21 protein-coding genes are annotated in these 20,426 nt (G+C 56.9%); 5 read left to right on the forward strand and 16 right to left on the reverse strand.

The window, feature by feature from the left end; all coding sequences use genetic code 11:
• Positions 1-31: 31 nt before the first annotated feature.
• A complete protein-coding gene (locus HQL63_08585) occupies positions 32-364 on the reverse strand; it encodes a DNA cytosine methyltransferase (protein MBF0176889.1) in 333 nt (110 codons plus the stop codon).
• 15 nt (positions 365-379) lie between these two features.
• Between HQL63_08585 and HQL63_08590 the strand changes: the two genes are divergently transcribed.
• Positions 380-799: a type II toxin-antitoxin system HicB family antitoxin gene (locus HQL63_08590; GenBank protein ID MBF0176890.1), complete on the forward strand. Its 420-nt coding sequence runs from the start codon at positions 380-382 to the stop codon at positions 797-799.
• A 229-nt stretch (positions 800-1,028) separates the two neighbouring features.
• Here the strand turns inward: HQL63_08590 and HQL63_08595 are convergent, their stop codons facing one another.
• Positions 1,029-1,532: a hypothetical protein gene (locus HQL63_08595; GenBank protein MBF0176891.1), complete on the reverse strand. Its 504-nt coding sequence runs from the start codon at positions 1,530-1,532 to the stop codon at positions 1,029-1,031.
• Between the two features lie 86 nt (positions 1,533-1,618).
• On the opposite strand from HQL63_08595, the gene HQL63_08600 reads away from it, so the two are divergent.
• Together HQL63_08600 and HQL63_08605 are read left to right on the forward strand one after the other, a co-directional pair.
• Positions 1,619-2,404, forward strand: a complete 786-nt coding sequence (locus tag HQL63_08600) for an IS1 family transposase (GenBank protein ID MBF0176892.1) — start codon at positions 1,619-1,621, stop codon at positions 2,402-2,404.
• Between the two features lie 86 nt (positions 2,405-2,490).
• Entirely contained in the window at positions 2,491-2,898 is a 408-nt protein-coding gene (locus tag HQL63_08605; protein ID MBF0176893.1) for a hypothetical protein, read from the forward strand.
• A gap of 335 nt (positions 2,899-3,233) precedes the next feature.
• On the opposite strand, the gene HQL63_08610 is transcribed toward HQL63_08605, so the two are convergent.
• A complete protein-coding gene (locus tag HQL63_08610) occupies positions 3,234-3,641 on the reverse strand; it encodes a hypothetical protein (protein MBF0176894.1) in 408 nt (135 codons plus the stop codon).
• A 219-nt stretch (positions 3,642-3,860) separates the two neighbouring features.
• Here HQL63_08610 and htpG point away from each other — a divergent pair, with 219 nt between their 5' ends.
• Together htpG and HQL63_08620 are read left to right on the forward strand one after the other, a co-directional pair.
• Entirely contained in the window at positions 3,861-5,819 is a 1,959-nt protein-coding gene (gene htpG, locus HQL63_08615; protein ID MBF0176895.1) for a molecular chaperone HtpG, read from the forward strand.
• Between the two features lie 151 nt (positions 5,820-5,970).
• Positions 5,971-6,177: a type II toxin-antitoxin system HicB family antitoxin gene (locus HQL63_08620; GenBank protein MBF0176896.1), complete on the forward strand. Its 207-nt coding sequence runs from the start codon at positions 5,971-5,973 to the stop codon at positions 6,175-6,177.
• Positions 6,178-6,323: 146 nt separating this feature from the next.
• On the opposite strand, the gene HQL63_08625 is transcribed toward HQL63_08620, so the two are convergent.
• From HQL63_08625 to HQL63_08685, 13 genes are all read right to left on the reverse strand, one after another.
• On the reverse strand, positions 6,324-7,199 hold the full coding sequence (locus tag HQL63_08625) for a hypothetical protein (protein ID MBF0176897.1): 876 nt from the start codon (positions 7,197-7,199) through the stop codon (positions 6,324-6,326).
• A 49-nt stretch (positions 7,200-7,248) separates the two neighbouring features.
• Entirely contained in the window at positions 7,249-9,087 is a 1,839-nt protein-coding gene (locus HQL63_08630; protein ID MBF0176898.1) for a hypothetical protein, read from the reverse strand.
• Between the two features lie 56 nt (positions 9,088-9,143).
• Positions 9,144-10,346, reverse strand: a complete 1,203-nt coding sequence (gene gspF / locus HQL63_08635) for a type II secretion system inner membrane protein GspF (GenBank protein ID MBF0176899.1) — start codon at positions 10,344-10,346, stop codon at positions 9,144-9,146.
• Between the two features lie 3 nt (positions 10,347-10,349).
• Positions 10,350-11,858 carry a type II secretion system ATPase GspE gene (gspE, locus tag HQL63_08640; GenBank protein ID MBF0176900.1) on the reverse strand — a complete coding sequence of 503 codons (1,509 nt, stop codon included), beginning with the start codon at positions 11,856-11,858 and terminating at the stop codon, positions 10,350-10,352.
• A gap of 20 nt (positions 11,859-11,878) precedes the next feature.
• Positions 11,879-14,101, reverse strand: coding sequence for a type II secretion system secretin GspD (gspD, locus tag HQL63_08645; GenBank protein MBF0176901.1), 2,223 nt, complete (start codon positions 14,099-14,101; stop codon positions 11,879-11,881).
• 67 nt (positions 14,102-14,168) lie between these two features.
• The gene (locus HQL63_08650) at positions 14,169-15,095 is read right to left on the reverse strand and encodes a hypothetical protein (GenBank protein MBF0176902.1); all 927 of its coding nucleotides are present in this window, start codon (positions 15,093-15,095) and stop codon (positions 14,169-14,171) included.
• A 185-nt stretch (positions 15,096-15,280) separates the two neighbouring features.
• The gene (gene nrfD / locus HQL63_08655; protein ID MBF0176903.1) at positions 15,281-16,474 is read right to left on the reverse strand and encodes a polysulfide reductase NrfD; all 1,194 of its coding nucleotides are present in this window, start codon (positions 16,472-16,474) and stop codon (positions 15,281-15,283) included.
• 9 nt (positions 16,475-16,483) lie between these two features.
• Positions 16,484-17,221 (reverse strand): 4Fe-4S dicluster domain-containing protein, encoded by a 738-nt coding sequence (locus HQL63_08660; protein ID MBF0176904.1) that lies wholly within the window; start codon positions 17,219-17,221, stop codon positions 16,484-16,486.
• A gap of 26 nt (positions 17,222-17,247) precedes the next feature.
• Positions 17,248-17,595 carry a hypothetical protein gene (locus tag HQL63_08665; GenBank protein ID MBF0176905.1) on the reverse strand — a complete coding sequence of 116 codons (348 nt, stop codon included), beginning with the start codon at positions 17,593-17,595 and terminating at the stop codon, positions 17,248-17,250.
• Between the two features lie 100 nt (positions 17,596-17,695).
• The gene (gene dsrH, locus HQL63_08670; protein MBF0176906.1) at positions 17,696-17,992 is read right to left on the reverse strand and encodes a sulfurtransferase complex subunit TusB; all 297 of its coding nucleotides are present in this window, start codon (positions 17,990-17,992) and stop codon (positions 17,696-17,698) included.
• A gap of 29 nt (positions 17,993-18,021) precedes the next feature.
• A complete protein-coding gene (tusC, locus tag HQL63_08675) occupies positions 18,022-18,423 on the reverse strand; it encodes a sulfurtransferase complex subunit TusC (protein MBF0176907.1) in 402 nt (133 codons plus the stop codon).
• 18 nt (positions 18,424-18,441) lie between these two features.
• Positions 18,442-18,798, reverse strand: a complete 357-nt coding sequence (tusD, locus tag HQL63_08680; protein ID MBF0176908.1) for a sulfurtransferase complex subunit TusD — start codon at positions 18,796-18,798, stop codon at positions 18,442-18,444.
• A gap of 176 nt (positions 18,799-18,974) precedes the next feature.
• Positions 18,975-20,372 carry a cobyrinate a,c-diamide synthase gene (locus tag HQL63_08685; protein ID MBF0176909.1) on the reverse strand — a complete coding sequence of 466 codons (1,398 nt, stop codon included), beginning with the start codon at positions 20,370-20,372 and terminating at the stop codon, positions 18,975-18,977.
• Positions 20,373-20,426: the final 54 nt, after the last annotated feature.

A 20,426-nucleotide genomic window follows, 5' to 3' on the forward strand; every position in this document is an offset into this window, starting at 1 on the left:
GTTTGAGTTTGGTATGGCAGTTTGATCGCAATCAACCAAACGAAGGCACTACCGGTAGGCAACAATTGAAGATCCTGTTCCTCTCGTGATGCGCACCAGCGGCGCAAGCCGGAATACAATGCCATTCCGCATCGTACCCGATCTCATGGATCGCCCTGAGAATCTGTCCCAGTCCTCGACTGCGAAGCACTGGACTGTTCTCGATGATGACCCAGAACGGGCGGACATCCCGGATGACTCGGAACATCTCCCACCACAAGCTTGATTTTGGTCCATCCAATCCTCTCCCCAATCCTGCGTTTGAGATGTCTTGGCGCGGAAACCCGCCGACAACCACATCCGCAAACCCCCACGGAAGACACAACGACCGGATATCTGTGTGCAACGGAACGTCTGGATAGTGCAACTTGATGTACGGGTGGAGCGATTGGTTGTTCCCCCGGCGATCACACAGGGTGAAGACGAAGGAGAGGCCCTCATGCGCGCTCGGGACGCCCTGGAGACTGCGCTGGAGATGTATATCGACACGCGCCAACCCCTGCCGATGCCATCCCCAGCCGCAGGCTGTCAGGTGGTGCGTCCCGGAGCGTTGGTCTGTGCGAAGCTGGCGGTGTACCAGGCCATGCAGGAGACGGGCGTTCGCAAGGTTGAACTTGCTCGCCGTCTGCATTGGCACCTTCCGCAAGTGGATCGTTTGTTGAATCTTCGTCATGCTTCTCGCCTTGATCAGATCGAAATGGCTTTGGAGGCTTTGGGTCGTCAGCTTCAGGTTGAGGTGTCACTCAGGAATGGTGCGTAAAAGGTAGCCATGAACATGGCCCAAATTTGTTGACGCAAGTTACGGCTGGAAGCCGGGGATGGAAAAGCCAGGCACTCTCCATCCATTGCCACTTTGCGCAAGTATGCGGAGGCCGTTGGCTGCCGTCTGGAGATCAAACTGATTCCAAGGTAAGTCATACCGGCAACTCCCGCTTCTCCAGCAATAAAGTCCTGGCCGAACCTGTGCGGGCCGTTGGGTGAAAGGTGGCTCATGAGCGATCTCCTTTCAAACAAGCTGCCTCTGCCGCACTTATAAAATTGAAGATCGACTGCACCCCCTTGGGTAGCCCGGCGTACATGGGGAGTTCTGGGGGAACAATTGGCGGCTGTTCCGGCTGGGGAGTGGCAATCAGGTGTTCGTGCTGGCCCGTCTTGCGGATGGCGGGGAGGATTTCACCGGCCACTTTCTTCTGGAACGGCAGCGCCTTGGGCTTGTCAGAGCGGCCAAGGATAAACCACAAGCCGGGTTCGGAGAGGATGTGCATTTCCTGGTTGCCGCGAGGGGTTGAAGCGGATTCAACCCCTTTCCATTCATCCGGTACATGGCCAATAGTCCTGATAGCACCCCACCGATAACCAAGGCAGTCCGCCACATCCTTGGCTACGAACCACGGCTCGCCGTCGCGGGTGATGACCCTGACCTGATGAGACTCAAAATTGAACGGGGTGAGGTTAGAAGAAGACGTGGGGGAGGTACTGCATTGGGAAATCACTTGGTGGCCTGACACCATTTCAGTGTGATCAACTTTTTGTGATATAGTGGCTTTTCCGATCCACCGAGGGGGAGAGAAGACCATGGATGGGCCAGATATCGTTTTTGGACGTCGGCTGTGTGAACCCGGATTGCGGACGCTACGGGGTCAAAGGGCTGGGAAACATTGTGATCCGTCGCCGGTATGGAACTGGCAGAATCCGGTTCCTTCATTGTCGGCACTGTCAGCATGAATTTTCCGAACGGAATGGCACGCCACTGTTCGACCTGCGGATCTCCCAGGAGAAGATCGTGGCGGTGGTCCGCCACTTGGCGGAAGGAACCGGCGTCCGCAAGACGGCCAGATTGACAGGGGTATCCAGGGATACCGTTGGCCGCATTCTCAGGAGGGTTGGCAGCCATGCCCGGGGGATTCACGACCGGCTGGTTCGCGGTCTGGACGTACCAGAAGTCCAAATGAACGAGATGTGGTCCTTCGTGAAAAAAAAGGACAAGAATTGCACTGAAAAGGAGCGATTTGAAGGCGAAGCAGGCAGTGTGTGGGATCACATCGCCATTGATCCTGTCAGCAAGCTGGTGGTCTCCATGGTCCAGGGATCCCGCAGGGATCAGGAAAGCAGTGATCGATTGGTAAAGGACTTCGCCGACCGGACCAACAACAAGCCTCTCAAGTTGGTCACCACAGACGAACATGCGGCCTATGAGGCTTCCCTGCTGGTAACTATTCAGCACCCTTTCAAAAAAAGCCTGGATATGAAAGCCTTTGTCAGGGCTTCGCCCCGAACCCCACCAGGACTCTGTCCTGGACCTGCCAGGGAGCCAGCCCCCTGGACCCCGATTCGTGGTCGGGTGCTGAATAGTTACCCCTGCTGAAGGTTTACGGCATTCTCCATCGGCCACGACGCGGAAGCAGCAGACGAGGCCGGAAGAAAAAGCTGAAGAAGCGCTGGCCGAAGGCCATGAACTACGCCACCGTCAAAAAAACCCGGAAGAAGGGCCGGGTAGCGGATGTGAGTACCGTGCTTGTGGCTGGTAGCGAGGGAACTGTGGCCAAAGCCCTGAACGCATCCACCTGTTCCGCGATGATCAACACGTCAATTGTCGAGCGGTACAACGGTTCCGCCCGCCACTTCAACGCCAGGAAGCAGAGGAAAACATATTCGTTTTCAAAGCAATCTGAGGAACATGAGGCGATGAGCTGGTTGATGGTAACCCATTTCAATTTCTGTTGGCAACCACGCACACTGCGGCTCTCCCTCGGGAATCGGCGCTATTGTCACCGAACTTCCGCCATGGCGGCTGGGCTGACAAATCACTGTTGGAGTATGACGGAATTGCTGCACTTTCAGCTAGTTGGTACTGGATGATTGTCAGGCCACCAAGGAATTTTCAAAGCAGAGGCCACCTTGCTGATCGGAGATTTGAGATTCTCCATGGGCGTTCCATGCGTTTCAGAAAAATGCGTTCCACATCCGCAACACCGGCGCAGGGTCCGGTCACCTTTGTGAGCCGTAAGATAAATCTTGCAAACCACCACATCCGTGGATTGGCAGGTCGGGCATTTTGGGCTGTCGGGAATGTCCATCCGTGGATCACCGTTGGGAACAGATTGGGTTGATGTCACGTCTTGACCAGCATTTGAACATCATTTGACAGCACAGGGAAGAGTTTACGGAACGGTGGCAGCCCAGTGCCGGTTGGGTCAATCTTGGGTAAAATCCCGCCGCGCCGAAGAGATGGTGACCGTAAAACCGGCGACTACATCCAAAAACGACATCAAGGTCAAGGTCAGAAAGGTTACCGTGCCTGTGGCAGAAACCATGAGGAGTTCCACCAGAAAAACCACAAAGACCATCATGGACAACATGTGATCGAAGATGGAGGCGTTGGTTGATCGGGTGGCTTTGAACAATTCGATGTACAAGGCCCCGACACCCACCATGACCAGGACATCGCCCAGGTTGGCGGTGATCGTCGCCTTTTGGAGGGGTATGACCAGAATGGCCTGCGCCAGGATCTTGAGATGCGCATCCCCCGCACCTTGCAAAAGGAACACGTTATAAAAGATCAACAAATAGGCGAACATGGGGATGGAGCGGATAAATTTCACGACGTGGCTTCCTTTCTGTTGCGACACATGAGTTTCCAAACGTTCCCGGCAACTCCGTTTTCTTCCTGCCAGGGTGTTTTTTTTCCTCCAACACTTGCGAAAAACAGGCAGCGTGCCCATATCATCCGGCAGGCCTATCCTGTGGCCGCCTGTATGGGGTACCCTATTTTCGTTTCGGATTCAAACCTTTTTATTGTGACAGAAGAGGCAGTTGCAGCCATGAGCGAGGCAGTCAACAAAGAGACAAGACAGTTCCAAACCGAGGTCCGCCAGTTGCTGGATCTGATGATCCACTCCTTGTACAGCAACAAGGAGGTGTTTCTGCGCGAGTTGATTTCCAACAGCTCTGACGCTGTTGACAAATTGCGCTTCGAGGCGTTGTCCAACCAGGGCCTCTACGAGGATGCGCCCGATCTCTCCATCCGCGTGACCTTCGACAAAGAGGCCCGTACTGTCACGATCACGGACAACGGCATCGGCATGAGCCGGGATGAGGTGATCGCCAACATTGGCACCATCGCCAAATCCGGCACGCGCGAATTTTTCAAATCCTTGACGGGCGATCAGGCCAAGGATGCCTCGTTGATCGGCCAATTTGGTGTTGGTTTCTACTCCTCTTTCATCGTTGCCGATCGGGTCACGCTGAAAACCCGCCGGGCCGGGCTGCCTGCCCAGGATGGTGTTCTGTGGAGCTCTGTCGGGGATGGTGAATACTCCCTGGAGGGCGTGGAGAAGCCAAGCCGGGGCACGGAAGTCACCTTGCATCTGCGCGAGGGGGAGGACGAATTTCTGGACGACTGGCGCTTGCGTTCCATCATCCGCAAATTTTCCGACCATGTCTCCCTGCCCATCCTGATGATCAAAAAGCCTCTCGATACCGGTGCCACGGACGACGAGAAGGCGGACGACAAGGGCGATGCCGACAAGAAAGAGCCCCAGGAACCACCGCCGCCGGAGTGGGAAACGGTCAACAAGGCCTCGGCGATCTGGACCCGGGCCAAAAGCGATATCAAGGATGAGGAGTACACGGAGTTTTACAAACACGTCTCCCACGATTTTGAAGAGCCCCTCTCCCATCTGCACGTCCGCCTGGAAGGGAAGTATGAATACACCCTTCTGCTTTATGTTCCCAAAAAGGCCCCCTTCGATCTTTGGGACCGGGAGCGAAAGCACGGGGTCAAGCTCTATGTGCGGCGCGTCTTCATCATGGATGGGGCAGAGGAGTTGATGCCCCGTTACCTGCGCTTTGTCCGGGGGATCATGGACTCGGCGGATCTGCCCCTCAACGTCTCCCGGGAGATTCTGCAAAAAAGCCCGCTGGTGGATGCCATGCGCAAAGGATCCATCGGCAAGGTCTTTGGCATGCTGGAAGAGATGGTCGAAAAAGAGCCGGAAAAGTATGCCGAATTCTGGAAAACCTTCGGCACCGTCTTCAAGGAGGGCATCGTTGAGGATTATGCCAACCGGGAGCGTATTGCCAAACTGCTGCGCTTCTCCACCACCTTCTCCGACAGCGACAAACAGGATGTCTCCCTGGCCGACTACGTCGCCCGTATGAAACCGGAGCAGGAAAAGATTTTTTACGTGAATGGCGAAAGCCACAACGCCTGCAAAAACAGCCCCCATATCGAAATTTTCCGGAAAAAGGGAATCGAGGTTCTGCTCCTCGCCGACCGGGTGGACGAGTGGATGGTCAACCATCTGCACGAGTTTGAAGGAAAACAGCTCCAAGCTGTGACCAAAGGGGAGTTGGATCTGGGTAAACTGGAAGATGAGAAAGAGAAACAATCCCATCAGGAGGTCGATGCCAACTTCAAGGATGTGGTCGAAAAGGTCAAAAAGGTTTTGGGAGAGACCGTCAAGGATGTCCGCGTCAGCCATCGCCTGACCGACTCCCCGGCCTGTCTGGTGGGTGAAACCTACGACATGACCGCCACCATGGAACGCATCCTCAAGGAAGCGGGCCAAAAAATACCCGATTCCAAGCGTATTCTCGAACTCAACCCGACCCATCCCCTGACGGCCCGCCTGCAAAAGGAACAGGATGAGACCCGGTTTGGCAACCTGAGCCAGATTTTGCACGACCAGGCTCTGCTCAGCGAGGGAGGGCAACTGGAAAACCCCGCTGATTTCGTGCGGCGTCTGAATGGGTTGTTGCTGGAGATGGCGGGGGGGTAAGTCGATCATCGTTGAGAAAGCTGGATGGATCCTCGGGAGGGAGGGTTGACCTTCCTCCCGGGGAGGTTTTGCAGGGCAATCGCTTGAAAATTTATGAAATAGGTAAGCTGATTCAAAATCCTGGGACACCACGAAACAGGAGTCCATGGCAGTGAACTACGCCATAGAGTACGATCAGGAAGCGGACGGTCGCTGGCTGGCCGAGGTGGTGGAGCTGCCCGGGGTGGTGGCTTATGGTCGGACCGAGGAGGAGGCCATCTCCCGGGTCGAAGCCCTGGCTCTGCGGGTTCTTACGGAACGCCTCGAAAATGGAGAGACCCAAGGGCGGGCATTCTCGGTTTCGTTCGCCGCCGCATGACCAGGTGGCCCGCCAGCAAGGCGCGTCTTGTGGCTCGCCAGCAAGGGCGCGTCTCGTGTTGTCCGCGCTGCTTCGTATCGGCCTGGCGGATTTGGAGAGAGGCAGGTGGTAGACCCTCGTTTGGGCAAGGGATATCCTTAAGGGGTCTATTGTCCGGGCGGAGGAAGATTGAGCACAAAATCGCGCAGATAGTTGAAGCGCTGACGATCAAAGGGCATCATGGAGCGGAATTTATCCGCTATGGATGATTCAGCCAACATCCGGGCCAGCTCTTGGCTTGAGGTTTTGCGTTCAGACTTGTTCTCTGTTGTCCAGCAACGAGCCGCCAGCAGGATGGCGTGAACCAGGAATGTTTCCCTGACGAAAAAGGTTTCCATGATTTTACGATCAATATTTTCCTGTAATCTCCTGACCCAGGGTTGATACTCAACTGGGTTAATCGGAGCCGGCGCCTCTTTTTGGCGAAGCAGTACTGCCATCAACAGGTTGGTGATCAATTTACGTTCGACATGTTGTAGAATCAGCTTGTTTTCTGTGGGATAGCCACTGGTAAGGGAGTTGGTTAACCTTTTTAAGAGGTTTTCGGTCTCTTCCAGGGGGGGGACGTTCAATTCTGGGGGGATCGCCTCTCCCCAAAAAATATGAAACATGTGGGCAGACACATTCAAAGCCAAATCTTCCGCATCAAAACGGAGTGCTGTTGTGGTGGTTGGCGGAGCCGAGGTACGGTTGAGATCCAACAGCAGACATGCCCTGGCCGTATTTAAATGATGCCGGACACGTAATAAATCCGTAACATGGTCGGCACTGCGGCGCACGGTAATGGCCCGCATATAGGCTGCTTCTCGCCCGGTAATCAGCTCGCTGTCCAGGCGCTCTGCTATGTAGTAGGCCCGTTTTGCCTGGATGTTGGCAACGGGCCAAGCTCCTTCCATGGCAAAGAGCGTCGCAAATCCCAGGGAGTAGGTGTAGTCGGAGGGATCTTCTACGTGCAAGGCATCCAGGGTTTCACGAAACTTCACCGCGTCCAGTTTTTGATCATTATGGACCCTGGTGTCGGGGAACCGAATACTATCCAAGCCTGACCAGAAAGTTCCGCACCCAATCCAAAACAAAACGCGCCAAGGCGTCATAAGAAGATTCCCGGGCAATGACCTGTGGACCACCCGATGGGCGTTGCTTCAGGCAGGCTCGCATCTCCTCTTGGGTTCGGAAGTAGAGCAGTTCGTTTTCCCAGTGGGGTGGATCCACCACCTGGCGTTCGTCGAACACGACCGGAATACAGCCGCAGGCGGCCAGTTCGGCCAACCTTTGCGTGTGGATGGTGTTGGTGGTCACGGAGAGGGCATAACGCGCCTGATTGTAGACCCGGGCCACGGCCTCCCCGTGGGGCAGCTCGCCGTGGAAAAAGGGGGCGATGCGGGGGTTGCGTTCCCAGTGGCGACCGTAGATTTCGACCTGCCACTCCAGAGCAGGCGCCAGGGCGCAGAGCCACTCCAGACAGATTTCGCGAATGACGCCGACGCCCAGATTGTCGTAAATTTTCATGAAGTCCATATTGTTTTTCCGGGCCAACGCCAGACAAAACTCCCGGTCCAGGGAACCCGTCTGCAAAAACTGCTCGCGCATGGTGTCAAGGACGGATTGAAGAGAAGGGGAGGGGGGGTGGCCGTTGTCGATGGTGGCCAGAATGTGGCTGCCGATAAAAACGACCTTGCGACGATCTTCCAGAGGTGTGGTGGGATAAAAAATATCCTGATCGACACAAAACAATTGCCGAAAAATATTTTTTGCGCCGCTGTTGCGCAAATAGCCTTCATAAGCCGGGAGGATGGCGAGGGCCAGATCCCTGGGGCGCCAGGGGAGGGGTTGGTCGCTGCGGATCTCCTCCATGGGATCCTGCCACCAGGAGACATGGAAGGTGTCGTCATGGATGTATTTGTTGTTCAGATGGTTGATGGCAAAAACGATGTGGGGCTTGAAACGATATATCTCCCGGGCCACATCCATGAAACCCAGATTTTGCATGTCATTTTCTTCAATCTGGAGGAGTACCTGGCATCCCTGTCGGGTAAAGGCCTTGGCAAGAAATTGAGAGGCGTATTGCATCACTGTCGTAAAACGGGATGCGTGCAGATAGACCCGCAAAGGGGATCCAGGGACAAAACCGGGGGGTGAGGTGCGGATGAGGTTGTACAGGCGCAGAAACTCATCCATCTTTTTTTGCATCACCCCGTCGAGGAGAGAGGATATTTTGAACGCCTGGATGATCTCGCGCGGAAGATGCGGGTCAAACGCCACGATCGAGGGAAGCCGCACCGGATGGTCCATGAACCAGACCGGGATCTGGGCCACGGGAAGCGCAATCAAGGTTTCCGGATCATCCGGCTGGCGTGTCCCGGGGTGGAAGCAGATTTGCCGCAGTTTCCAGGTGTGGTCAAAAATGATGTGGGTGGCCCGTTCCGAGACGAGTCGGGCTTTGGCGGGATCGATAAAGTAGGTGTCTTCAACCTGGGCGGGGGGTGGCGCTCCTGATGGCTCCGGGTTGGTACGGAGATGCTCCAGACATGTCAGGTGGAAACGCCGTTTGTATTCGTTGGGATTGTGCGGGGTGCTGCGGTAAAGCTCCACCAGAGCGAGATGGGCGCCCGGGTCAAGGGGATTGCTCTCCAGGGATGTTGCCAACAGTTTGAAAGTGGTTTGTTTTTCTCCGCATGCAAAAAAGAGCTGAGCGGCCTGCCGCAGAATTTCCGTATGCCGGGGTTGCCAACGCACCGCCTCCCACAGCGCCCCCATGGCGGATGATTTGTCACCCTGTTGCAGCAGGCGTTGGCCTTTGGCCAGGTAGGATCTTGCGGTGGTCTCCGGGTTTGTTGCGGACGATTTTTCGGAGCCATGCCCGGTCGTCATGAGTGTGGCCTCGCGTGACAGGCTGACTCATCAGGGGTCGGGGGAGCGGTCCCCGATCAATGAACCAGCTGATTCAGGTCAAAAATGGGCAGCAGGATGGCGATGACGATGGTCAGGACAATGCCACCCATGAACAGAATCAGAAGTGGCTCCAGAACGCCGGCCAGAACAGCCACCAGGGTTTCCACCTCTTGTTCCTGGGCATCGGCAGCTCGATTGAGCATGTTGGCCAGGTTGCCGCTGGTCTCGCCGCTGGCGATCAGGTGTATCACCAGGGGGGAAAAAACCCGGCTCTCCCCGAGGGCCTTATGCAGAGAGCCGCCTTCCCTGACTTGCCGGGCTGTATCCTGTAGTGCCTCACGCATGGGCCGGTTGTCGATCACTCGGCTGGAGATGCGCAAACCCTCCAGGACGGGGACGCCACTGCCGGTCAGAATGCCAAAGGTGCGCGTAAATTGAGCGGTGTTGATGCCGCGCACCAGGCGTGAGGTCAAGGGGAGCCGCAATAAAATCCGGTGCCAAAGCCGCTTGACGGGTTCCCGCGCCAACAGAATGCGTGACAAAAAGATCATCGCGATGAGCAAACCCACGGCCACGACACCATGGTTTCGTAAAAAATCACTCAAACGGATCATGAACCGGGTCAGAAAAGGGAGGTCTTGATTGAAATCCGCAAACACCTGGATCACCTGGGGCACCACATAGGTGAGGAGAGCCGAGGTGACAAGCAGGGCAAAAACCAGGACGATGGCTGGATAAATCATGGCCAACATCACCTTTTGCCGGAGCTTGTGGCTGTTCTCCTGAAAGACGGCCAGACGTTCCAAAACCTGCTCCAGGTGCCCGGTTTGTTCGCCGGCGCCCACAGTCTCCCGGAACATTTCGGAAAAGAGCTGCGGAAATTCCCCAAGCCCGGCAGCCAGGGAGTGCCCCTCCAAAACCTTGCCACGGATGGCCAGCATGACATTGCTGAGTCGGCGGTTGTCGGTTTGCCGGGAGACGGTGGCCAACGCCTCCTCCACTGGCAGGCCCGAGCCGGTCAGTGTCGCCAGTTGCCGGGTCGCCAACACCAGGTCGGCACGGCGCACACCTCCGCGCCCTTTTCCCTTGCGCACGGATTGCCGAACCTCTGCAACGGTCATCGGCACCAGGGATTGTTCCCGCAGGCGCTGCCGAACCTGACTGGCCGAGTCCCCTTCCAGGATTCCGCGTCGGTTGCGGCCTTTGGCGTCCAGAGCGGTGTACTCGAAAGCTCCCAAAGGTCAATCCTCCCGGGTCACCCGCACCACTTCATCGAGGGATGTCACACCCTCCCGCACCAGGCGCAGACCATCGGAACGCAAACTGCCCGAGACGTTGCGGGACAGTTCAGCCAGTTCAAGTTCTCCGGCCAATTCGTGGACCCGGCCACGCATGGCATCGTCCATCACGAGCAGTTCGTAGATTCCGGACCGGCCCTGATAACCGGTACCCGAGCAGTTTGGACACCCGACAGGTCGGTACAGGGTGACCTTGTCCTGGGGTGTGACGCCCATGATGGCACACTCCGCAGCGTTGGGCGGATGGGATTGTTTGCAACCGGGACAGAGCAGGCGCACAAGACGCTGCGCCATGACCGCCAACAAACTGGAGGAGAGCAGGAAGGACTCCACCCCCATGTCCCGCAGGCGGGTTACGGCGCCGATGGCACTGTTGGTGTGCAGGGTCGAAAGGACCAGATGCCCCGTCAAGCTGGCCTGGACGGCGATGCGGGCCGTTTCCAGGTCGCGGATCTCACCCACCATCACCACGTCCGGATCTTGCCGCAGGATGGCGCGCAAACCCCGGGCAAAGGTCAGATCCACCTTGGTGTTGACGTGGGTCTGACTGATCCCTTCCAGATTGTACTCGATGGGATCCTCGACGGTCATGATGTTGCGGGTATGATCGTTCAGCCGCTGCAACATGGCATAGAGCGAGGTGGTCTTGCCGGATCCGGTGGGTCCGGTGACCAGGATGATGCCGTTGGGCTTGCTCAGGGTATGGTCGATGGTGGCCACAGCCGATGGAATCATGCCCAACTCTTCCAGACTTAAAATGCCGGCCTTTTTATCCAGCAGGCGCAGTACCACCCGTTCGCCATGACCGGTGGGAATGGTCGAGACGCGAACATCCACGGCCCGGCCCGCAATGCGCAGAGAGATCCGCCCATCTTGGGGAAGCCGCTTTTCGGCGATATCAAGGCGAGCCATCACCTTGACGCGCGAGGCCAGCAGGGGGGCGACGGAGCGTTTGGGCTCCAGCACCTTGCGCAAGACGCCATCGACCCGAAACCGCACCACCAGGATGTCCTCGTAGGGTTCAAGGTGGATATCCGAGGCATTTCGTTTGACCGCCTCGGTCAGCAGGGCGTTGATCAGTCGAATGATGGGCGCATCATCGGCGCTCTCGGCCAAATCTTTGGGTTCCGCCAATTGTTGTGCGACCTCACCAAGATCCAGGGCACTGTCCATCTCTTCCATGTCCTGGATGGTGCGGGTCGATCCTTCTTCATACTCCAGACGCAGACGTTGATCAAAATTGTCCCGCGTTGTTGTTTCCAGGTGCAGCGGAAGGCGGAAAAAGCGGCGCAACTCGGCCAGTGTCCCGGAATGGACATCAGGGCGGCAGAGAAGATGGACCGATTGCGCAGTTTTTTCGACCAAAAGCACCCCGGATCGTTTGCAGAATGCAAACGGCAAGACCGTTTCGGTCTCCCGGGGCAAAGGGTCGGAGGCAGCCAATTCAGCCATGGGTGCGGCATCCAAACAAGTCAGTCCGCATAATCCCGGATATCCTGGCGAGATTCGGAAGGCTGTTCGACCTGAGCTGGGGGTCGGTCAGGATCCGGGGGTGTTGTGGCGATGGTGGTGTGTCTGGGGGTGGGTGGGGTGGTATAGGACGATCCGCCCGTCCTTTGGGCAGGGGCCGGTATGGCTTCGTTGCCCAGGCTCGGCGGGGGTTGCAAGGCAAGAGACGGCTGTTGGTTCCGCTGACTTGCTGCACCGCCATACCAATCGCCAGGCGACATACCGGACTGTCCCATGTATTGCTGCATATCTGGCAGGATGGGTGGGCCCTCTTCCAGGCTCATGAATCCGGTACCGGATGGCATGGCCGCCTGTCGCTCACGAATGGCCCGATACTTGTCCCGGGTCACCATGTTGCCATCGTGGGCATTGCGCAGGATGGAGGGCTTCAGAAAAACCATCAGATTGGTTTTGCCGTTGGCATTGGTCTCATAGCGGAAGAGTTGGCCCAGGATGGGAATATCTCCCAGGATGGGCACCCGGTCGTTGCTTTTTTGCTGCTTGTTGCGGATCAAACCTCCCAGAATCAACACCTGCCCATCTTCGACCATGACGGCTGTCTTGATGGAACGGGTGTTGGTAACCACGCCTTCCGCCCCTAGTGTCGGCGTGTCCTTGACATCGGAGAGCTCCTGCTGGATATCCAGGCGAATGGAGTTTCCCTCGTTGATTTGGGGGGTCACCTTCAGGATCAGGCCCACATTTTCCCGCTTGATGGTCTGGAATGGACTGGAGACAGTATTATTGGAGGTCGTATAACTGCCGGTGACGAACGGCACATTCTCGGCCACGATGATCTCGGCGGCCTCGTTGTCCATGGTCACGATGGTGGGGGTTTGCAGAATGTTGGTGGAAGTGTCACTGCGCAGGACGCGCAGCAGGGCGTTCAGATTGACAAATTGCGAACCAAAAATGGTCGAGGTGCCGCTGAGATATCCCAAACTCAGGCCACCACCGATTTTCGCCAGATTCGGCACTCCACCGGTCGAGCCGCTCAGATTGACGATGCCCTGATTGTTTTTATCGAAGTTGGTGGTCCACGTCGCCCCCTTCTGGTTGGTCGGAATCTGGTCCCACTGGACACCCAACTCGGCGGATTTGTCTGTCGTGATTTCGGCGATGATGGCCTCGACCTGGACCTGAGCGCGGCGCATGTCCAATTTTTCGATGACAGTACGCATGGTACGCAGAAGGTCGGGAGGTGCTGTGATGACGAGGGCATTGGCGCCTTCAAAGGGTTGTACATTCACGGTGCTATGGGCGGAACCGGTGGCATCACCCTTGGCTTTCTTGGCAAAATCCTCGCCGATGCTGGCCAATACCTTGACCATTGTTTCAGCCTTGGCATAGCGCAGATAGACCACCTGGGTATTGCCGATGATATCGACGGGGGTGTCCAGGTGGGCGATCAATGTGCGCAAGCGGACCCGGGTCTCTTTGTCACCGCCCAAAAGGATGCTGTTGGTTCTTTCATCGACCGCAAAACTCGGCTGGATTGCGGATGCGCCGGCGGCGCCGCCTTTGGCTGGGCCTTCCATGCTTTGCAGCACACGGAGCATGTCAACAGCCGAGGCATGTTCCAGAGGAATGACCTCCACATCCCCCGTTGAAGGGTGATCGATCCGGCGCAAAATGTGGTCCAGGCGGCCAATGGTGTTGGCATAGTCGGAAACGATGAGCAGATTGCTGCCGTCCACGGAAGAGACGAAGCCCTTGGGAGAGACCAGAGGCCGCAGTACAGGGAGCAGTTTGGCGGCGTCGACATACTTCAGGCGAAAAACGCGCACCATGGTCTCACCGCCTGGGGCGGCGGGATTTGGCTTCTGGTCATCGTTGGGCATGCTGCTGAAATTGATCTTGTTGTCGGGGATGATCTTGACAGCGCCAGCGGAAGGAACAGCGATAAAGCCATGTACTTCGAGGATCGACAGAAAGACCTGGTAGAGATCATCAGGTTCCATGGGCTGGGAGGAGACGACCGTCACCTTCCCCTTGACACTGGGATCCAGGATAAAGTTGCGTCCAGTTGCTTCCGAGACGGTCTCGATGAGTGTGCGCAGCTCGGCTCCCTGGAGGTTCAAGGTGAATTTTGCCGCCAGGGTTGGTTCGGGATACAGGGCCAGTACACCCGACAAGAACAGGATCAACCCCCATCGCCGCCATGAATCCGAAAAAATATCAAGCATATCCAGTCCGCATCGAGATGTGAAACTCATGATCAGTCAAGGGAAAGTTCGGATGTGAAACTCATGATCAATCAAGGGAAAATTCGTAAGGGATGACATGCGCTCCCCGTTTGATCCGCAGGGATATGGTACGTGCCGATGCCAGGAGCGCCATGGCCTCCATGCCCTTCAAGGGGTCCGTCATGCGCACATCGTTCACCTCGACGATGATATCACCGGGTTCCAAGCCGAATTGTTTCAAGAATCCGGGATCTCTTCCGGGCATCAGCTTGAATCCTTCAAAAGTGCCACCGTTGTAAAACGGATCGATGCGCACCATCTCCAGCACGGCTTCAGGACTGAGACGCAGCTGATCACGCAGCTTGCGCAAGAGGTCTCCAGATGGACCCTTGTTCGCAACTTCCGGTGGCTGTTTGAGGGTGCGGCTGACTTGATCCGGCGTCAAGGTGGATTTGGGCAGACGCAGCATCTCCTCACGGTTTCCATCCCGACCAAGGATGACATGATCTGTCAAAATTTCCTTGACCACCGGCCCACCGGTTATTTTTTCGCCGACCCGGTACGAACGCTCCTCCTCGGGTCCAGTTTTGATCAATGCCCGGCCTTTATTGTCCGTACCGCCCGAAAAATAGATGCCGATCAGTTGAATGCCGAGATTGGTATCGGGCAGACCCTGACTGCCGTCTCTTGTAGCCGGTGAGGAGGCTTGGCCGGAAACTCCCCCACCTTTGCCAAAAAGAGCAAGATTGGCCAGAAGATCCTGGCGTCCGACATCGCCGGAGGCTGCACCTTTGTTTCCCGCTTTATCATGCACCTTTCCGGTCGCCAGTTGCACATCGTCCCCCTGGCCACGCATCCAGCTCAACACGACACCTGACAGCGCATAGGAAATAGCCACGATGAAAAACAGGTTTAAAAGCCTGGCTGCACTGCCAAGGGACCGGGCGCGAAGCTGTTTGAAATCCCACTGCATGATGCTGGTTCCAAAAGGCATTTTTGCATTCCTTGCGCGATCCTCTATTCCAGCCGAGAGGGTACCCGCATTATCACGGGTTTGTAATCATCGCATAAATTGCGCCAGTTTCCCACCCCTGCCAGAAAAACAAAACCCTCTCCCGGCAGGGGAGAGGGGGCGATGCAAGAGTTCAGGTCAAGATGCTCTGCTGAGACAGATATGGATCAGGGGGACCAGGGGTGCCACTCATCGGGCGCTTCGGCCTTTTTGGGCAGAAGGCGGAAAAAGCGGATTCCCAGAAGATAGAGAATTCCAGCCAGAGCGACGCCACCGAGCCCAAGAAGAATTTCCACCAGACTGGGGGAGTATACAGCCGACTGACCGTCCAGAAAAATGCTGGAAATGTCATGGCCCGGGAAGAGCTGCAACGGATAGGCCTGACCAGCGATGAGGGTGTGGGCGACGAAGGCGAACTCACCCAGGATCGAAAGAGCTGCCGCAGCCATGATGCCACCGAGCGTATTGCCCGAGCGCGGATTGAACAGGATGACGAGAGGGGCCAACAGGCCGAGGGCGATCACGCCGCCCCAGTAGAGCGTACTGTAGGGACCAGCCAGGATCCAGCTTTCCACATCGTAGTAGGCTGGTGCGTAGTACTTGGTAAATTTTTCTATCACGAACAGGTAAAACACCAGCAGGGTGAAAAAGGTCAGCATGTTACGCATGCCATGGACGAGGCGCATGTCCATGGGACGGCTCGTGTAGTGGAAGGTGGCCACAAGCAGCATGAGGCAAATGGAAGTACCGGAGGTGAGCGAGACGGCGATGAAGGAGGGGGCGGTGATGGCTGAATAAAACACCTCCCGGGCATGAATGACGCCGAAGATGGAGCCGGTGCCGGTGGTCAGGATCAGACGGCCAGCGAAAGCGGCGCTGCCTGCGATCTTGACATATTTCTCATGCTCGAACATGGACCAGAGGTAGAGAAAACAGAGAACCGTGAAACCCGAGTAGAGGAAAACGTTCCAGGTGAACATGGAACGGAAATTCATGTGGATCATGGTCAGGAGAAGCCGGTCGGGCCGACCCAGATCGAGCAGCAGGACCGAGAGTCCTCCTACCAGCAACACGATGGCAAGGAAAGCGGAAAAGCGGCGGAACTGCTTGTACTGCTTGGCTGCGAAGACCGTGGCCATGGAGGCAAGATTCAGCGCACCCGAGGCCATGACCAGGAGGGAGATGGCAAACACATGGGGTGTTCCCCACACCACCTGATTGGTCATGTTGCTGACGCCGTGACCATAAACCTCCATGTAGATGAAGGCGCCGAGGCCCAGGAGAAAAAACCCACCCAGGACGCCCAGGAGGATCCAGTAGCGGAAGGATTGCCCTTCAATGGCGGTATAGTTGCTGATCATGGCGCGTCCCTACAATCCCTGATAGTGAACATGGGGTTTCAAACCCAGGTCGGCCCGGATGGTTTCGGTCCTCAGGGTTTTTACCCGTTGGGCAATCTCGGACTGCGGGTCGTTGATATCGCCAAAGATCATGGCGCCCTGACCCGAACCTTGGCAGGTTTCAACGCAGGCAGGAAGCTGACCGTCGTCTACGCGATGCACGCAGAAGGTACATTTCTCCACGACCCCTTTGGCCCGGATGGGTACACGCGGATTGCCGTCCTTGGGAAACCTGGTCGAAAAATAGACCAGAGATCGCGCCTTGTAGGGGCAGGCGATCATGCAGTAGCGACAGCCGATGCAACGGTGTTCGTCGATCAGGACAATGCCATCTTTGCGAATGAACGAGGCCAGTGTCGGGCAGACATGCACGCAGGGCGGGTTCTCGCAATGGTTGCACAACACGGGGAGCGTAAAAGGGGCGCGCCGGTGCTCCTTATCCTGCACTTCGACTTTGCGGATCCAATGTACATCCCGGGCGGGGTCACCAAAGAGGGGAACGTTGTTCTCCTTGCGGCAGGCATCGAGACAGGCCGTGCAGCCAGGGGTGCATTTGTTGACATCCACCAGCATGGCCCAGCGTTGGGAACCGGCGGCAGATGTTTCATTCGAAGGAGGGGCGGCAATCAATTGGACACCTGGCGCCAACAGGACGCCAGCGGCGACTGCGCCGCCCATTCCGAGAACCGTTCTTCTGTCCATCGTCATGGCTTCAAGTCCCTGAGGGTTGGCGGTCATTCGGGGTAGTTGTGGCACTCAAAACAATTGGGCTCCACACCTGCATAATCATGGCACCGGTCGCAAAACGCCTCCCGGTTGGGATGGCAGCTCTGGCATTGCAACAGACTCTCACTCCGCATGCGCGCCCCCTCCCGGACTGTCATGGCCTGCTTGTGTATCAGCAGATCCATATGGTTGCGCCGCATCCATTCCGTCGGACGGATGCAGGCCTTCCCCTTGGGCTTTTGCAGACGGACGCCGCCATTGGCCAAAACCAAGTCATCGGCGGCCTGCTCCCCGGCCAAGGCAGTCCCGGTCACAAGAACCGCCAACACGATCATCACCGTTCGTAGTAAAACCACATCAACCCCTCCTCATGCGCGATCACAGTTGGATCACCCGCCATGGTCCGACGACTTGGCTGCCGTGATGGGCACGGAAATGGCGGCCTTCCGGCGGTCCTTACAACCAGGCGTGAGTTCTATGCTTTTCAACCAGCTCAACGAACCCGGCATAATCAATGACCTGAACGCCTTTTATGGTGTTGGTGAGACCCCTGGCCTTGAGATCGGCGCCGATGGCATAGACGCTGTTCTTTTTGCTCAATGCCCCTTCGACCAGTTTGGATTGGGCGGTCCCCGCCGCAGCGGCGATGACGCCATCCTCCAGCAACAGGATCACATCACCAGGGAGGACAAAACGCAGGCAGCTCTCCAACGTGCTGTTCTGAAAAGGGGATTTGTTGACGGTGTGCAGCATGTTCGGTTTCCCTTCTCGTTCGGGTTCGGTCAAAAGCAGAGGATGTTGTGTTGCTCGGCCATCATGGCCGCAATCTCGGCTGTATCGATCATTTTGGGCCGAACGGGCTCTTCTGTTTCTTCATCCTCGCCGATCACGAGCAGATCCTCTTCGGTGAGTCCGCGCTCCTCCATCGACTGCTGATGGACGTAGACCTTGCTAATCTCATAGTCCACAAGCACGCCGTAGGTTTTTGCAAAACCCTTGATACCCAGATCGTCGGTGTTTTGATCAGCCTTCATGGCGTAGACGCCGTCATCCATGAAGACGACGGAGATGTCGGCATCGTAGGCCGCCATGATCAACTTGACTTCCAGACCTTCATAGACATAGATGCTGCCGTGCGGAGGTTTGCGCACGGTGAACATGATTTTTTTGACGTCGCTGGCCATCTTGCGTTCCTTTCCCGATCAGTCCCCAAACACCACCAGGCGTTCTGCCTCGATGGCCATCATGGTGAGTTGCCCCAGACCCGAAATACGCACGTTGGGAACCAGGACATCGTCCACGATGCCCCGGCGCTTGGCGGCGGCGATGCAGACGACGATATCGATCCCCTTGGCGCCCAGCTCCGACCAACGATTGGCAATGTGCCGGTCATCTTGCGGGGGTTCCATCAACTTGGTCACGTTATAGACCCCGTCGTGGTAAAAAAAGATTCCCTGGATTTCATGCCCCTTGGCCAAGACCGCCTGGATAAAGTTGTAGGCGCTGTCGGAGGCTTCATGATTATACGGACCTTCGTAGATGAGAACCGCGAGTTTCATTGCTGTCCAAACTCCTTCCGGTTGCGAGACCCGAGGGGCCGACCTTTCCTGAGTCCGTGGCGCCCCGAAACAGACGCAGCCACGACGTGAGTTCAACCCCTGCCCGAATGCTGAACATGAGGATATAACGATTTATTAATATTGGAACAAGGCTAAAAATTGCCGGAAAGAGCTTTTCAGACCTCCACACCACCACTCCGCCAGAATTGGGCCAGAAACCGGGCCCATGAAGGGGCGCCAACAGCGTGGATATGGGCATAGGAGGCCAGAATGGAGCGGTGAAGGATACCATCGTGCTGACCATCGATGCCGGTACCGCGCCGCACCCGATAGGCGAAGCGAATCCCTTTGCCGATTCGGGTGATGTGTGAGTAGTGGAACTCATGGCAGCGGACTGTTTCGCCTGGAGGTGGCCAAGTGGTCTCTCCGGTGCCTTCGATCTCCATGTAGCCGTACCCCTGAGGCCGTTTTTCCATTGTCACCTCGATGGGCAGGAGTCCGGCCATGTGGACCCCCTGATTGTCCCAGCGCAACGTTTCGGCCAGCACCATGAGTCCCCCGCATTCGGCATAGATGGGCATGCCCCGGGCAGCCGCCAGGCGCAAGGATGACATCATGCCTTGATTGGCTTCCAGGGTTTCCATGAACATTTCCGGAAAACCACCGCCGATGAAGAGGCCATCGACATGCGGCAACCCGGTGTCTTCAAGCAGATTGAAGGGAATGAGTTCCACACCTTGCTGGCGCAGGGCCGATAGATTTTCGGGATAGTAGAAATGGAAGGCTCGATCCGCGGCAAATCCGACCCGAATCCGGGAGCGGTTGGCATCTGAAGAGGGGGGGGGGAACGGAGAAGGAGCGCGCCAACTGGGGGGGGAAGTCTGTTGTGCCACCTTCAGGACGGCTTCCAGATCGACATGCCGAGCCATGTGCCCGGTGATGCGGTTGATCGTCCGCTCCAGGCCGGATCCCTCCTCGGTTGGCGTCAATCCCAGGTGGCGTTCGTGGATCACCATGGCATCGGAACGCGGCAAAACGCCCAGTATTGGCGAGGGGCAGTAACGTTCCAGGACGGTGCGCAGCCGTCCTTCCTGCCGGGAAGTGGCCACATTGTTCAGGATCAACCCCGCGATGACATCGCCACCTGGAAAATGCAGATGACCACAAACCAGGGGCGCGACGCTGCGTGCCAGATTGCGGCAATCCACCACGAGGATGACGGGGGTCTCCAGCCAGCGGGCCAAGGCGGCGCTGCAATCTCCTCCCTCTGGATCCTGCCCGTCGAAAAGGCCATGATTGCCCTCCACCAGGTTGAGGTCAGCCCCTGTGGCAGCCTGCTGAAAGAGCCCATGAATCCGGTCGCCGCCCATGATATAAAAGTCCAGATTCACGCAGGGACGACCTGTTGCTGCCGTCAACCACTTCGGATCGATAAAATCCGGGCCTTTTTTGAAGGTTTGGACGGCCAGCCCGCTCCGGGTCAACAGGGCGGAGAGACCCAGAGACAACAAGGTTTTCCCCGAACTTTTGCGGGTGGCGGAAATCATTACCCGGGGTGTGGACGATTGTTTCATGCTCTTCCTTTCGCCCCTCGCACGGCCTGCCGATGGGTCAACAGGCGATCTCGC

This window comes from Magnetococcales bacterium (assembly GCA_015231175.1).
Lineage (GTDB): Bacteria > Pseudomonadota > Magnetococcia > Magnetococcales > DC0425bin3 > HA3dbin3.

Coding starts and splice junctions, on each gene's coding strand:
- HQL63_08600 (MBF0176892.1), top strand. CDS start 1,619: ATGGGCCAGATATCGTTTTTGGACGTCGGCTGTGTGAACCCGGATTGC.
- HQL63_08605 (MBF0176893.1), top strand. CDS start 2,491: ATGAACTACGCCACCGTCAAAAAAACCCGGAAGAAGGGCCGGGTAGCG.
- htpG (MBF0176895.1), top strand. CDS start 3,861: ATGAGCGAGGCAGTCAACAAAGAGACAAGACAGTTCCAAACCGAGGTC.
- HQL63_08630 (MBF0176898.1), bottom strand. CDS start 9,087: ATGACGACCGGGCATGGCTCCGAAAAATCGTCCGCAACAAACCCGGAG.
- gspE (MBF0176900.1), bottom strand. CDS start 11,858: ATGGCTGAATTGGCTGCCTCCGACCCTTTGCCCCGGGAGACCGAAACG.
- gspD (MBF0176901.1), bottom strand. CDS start 14,101: ATGCTTGATATTTTTTCGGATTCATGGCGGCGATGGGGGTTGATCCTG.
- HQL63_08650 (MBF0176902.1), bottom strand. CDS start 15,095: ATGCCTTTTGGAACCAGCATCATGCAGTGGGATTTCAAACAGCTTCGC.
- nrfD (MBF0176903.1), bottom strand. CDS start 16,474: ATGATCAGCAACTATACCGCCATTGAAGGGCAATCCTTCCGCTACTGG.
- HQL63_08660 (MBF0176904.1), bottom strand. CDS start 17,221: ATGACGATGGACAGAAGAACGGTTCTCGGAATGGGCGGCGCAGTCGCC.
- dsrH (MBF0176906.1), bottom strand. CDS start 17,992: ATGCTGCACACCGTCAACAAATCCCCTTTTCAGAACAGCACGTTGGAG.
- tusC (MBF0176907.1), bottom strand. CDS start 18,423: ATGGCCAGCGACGTCAAAAAAATCATGTTCACCGTGCGCAAACCTCCG.
- tusD (MBF0176908.1), bottom strand. CDS start 18,798: ATGAAACTCGCGGTTCTCATCTACGAAGGTCCGTATAATCATGAAGCC.
- HQL63_08685 (MBF0176909.1), bottom strand. CDS start 20,372: ATGAAACAATCGTCCACACCCCGGGTAATGATTTCCGCCACCCGCAAA.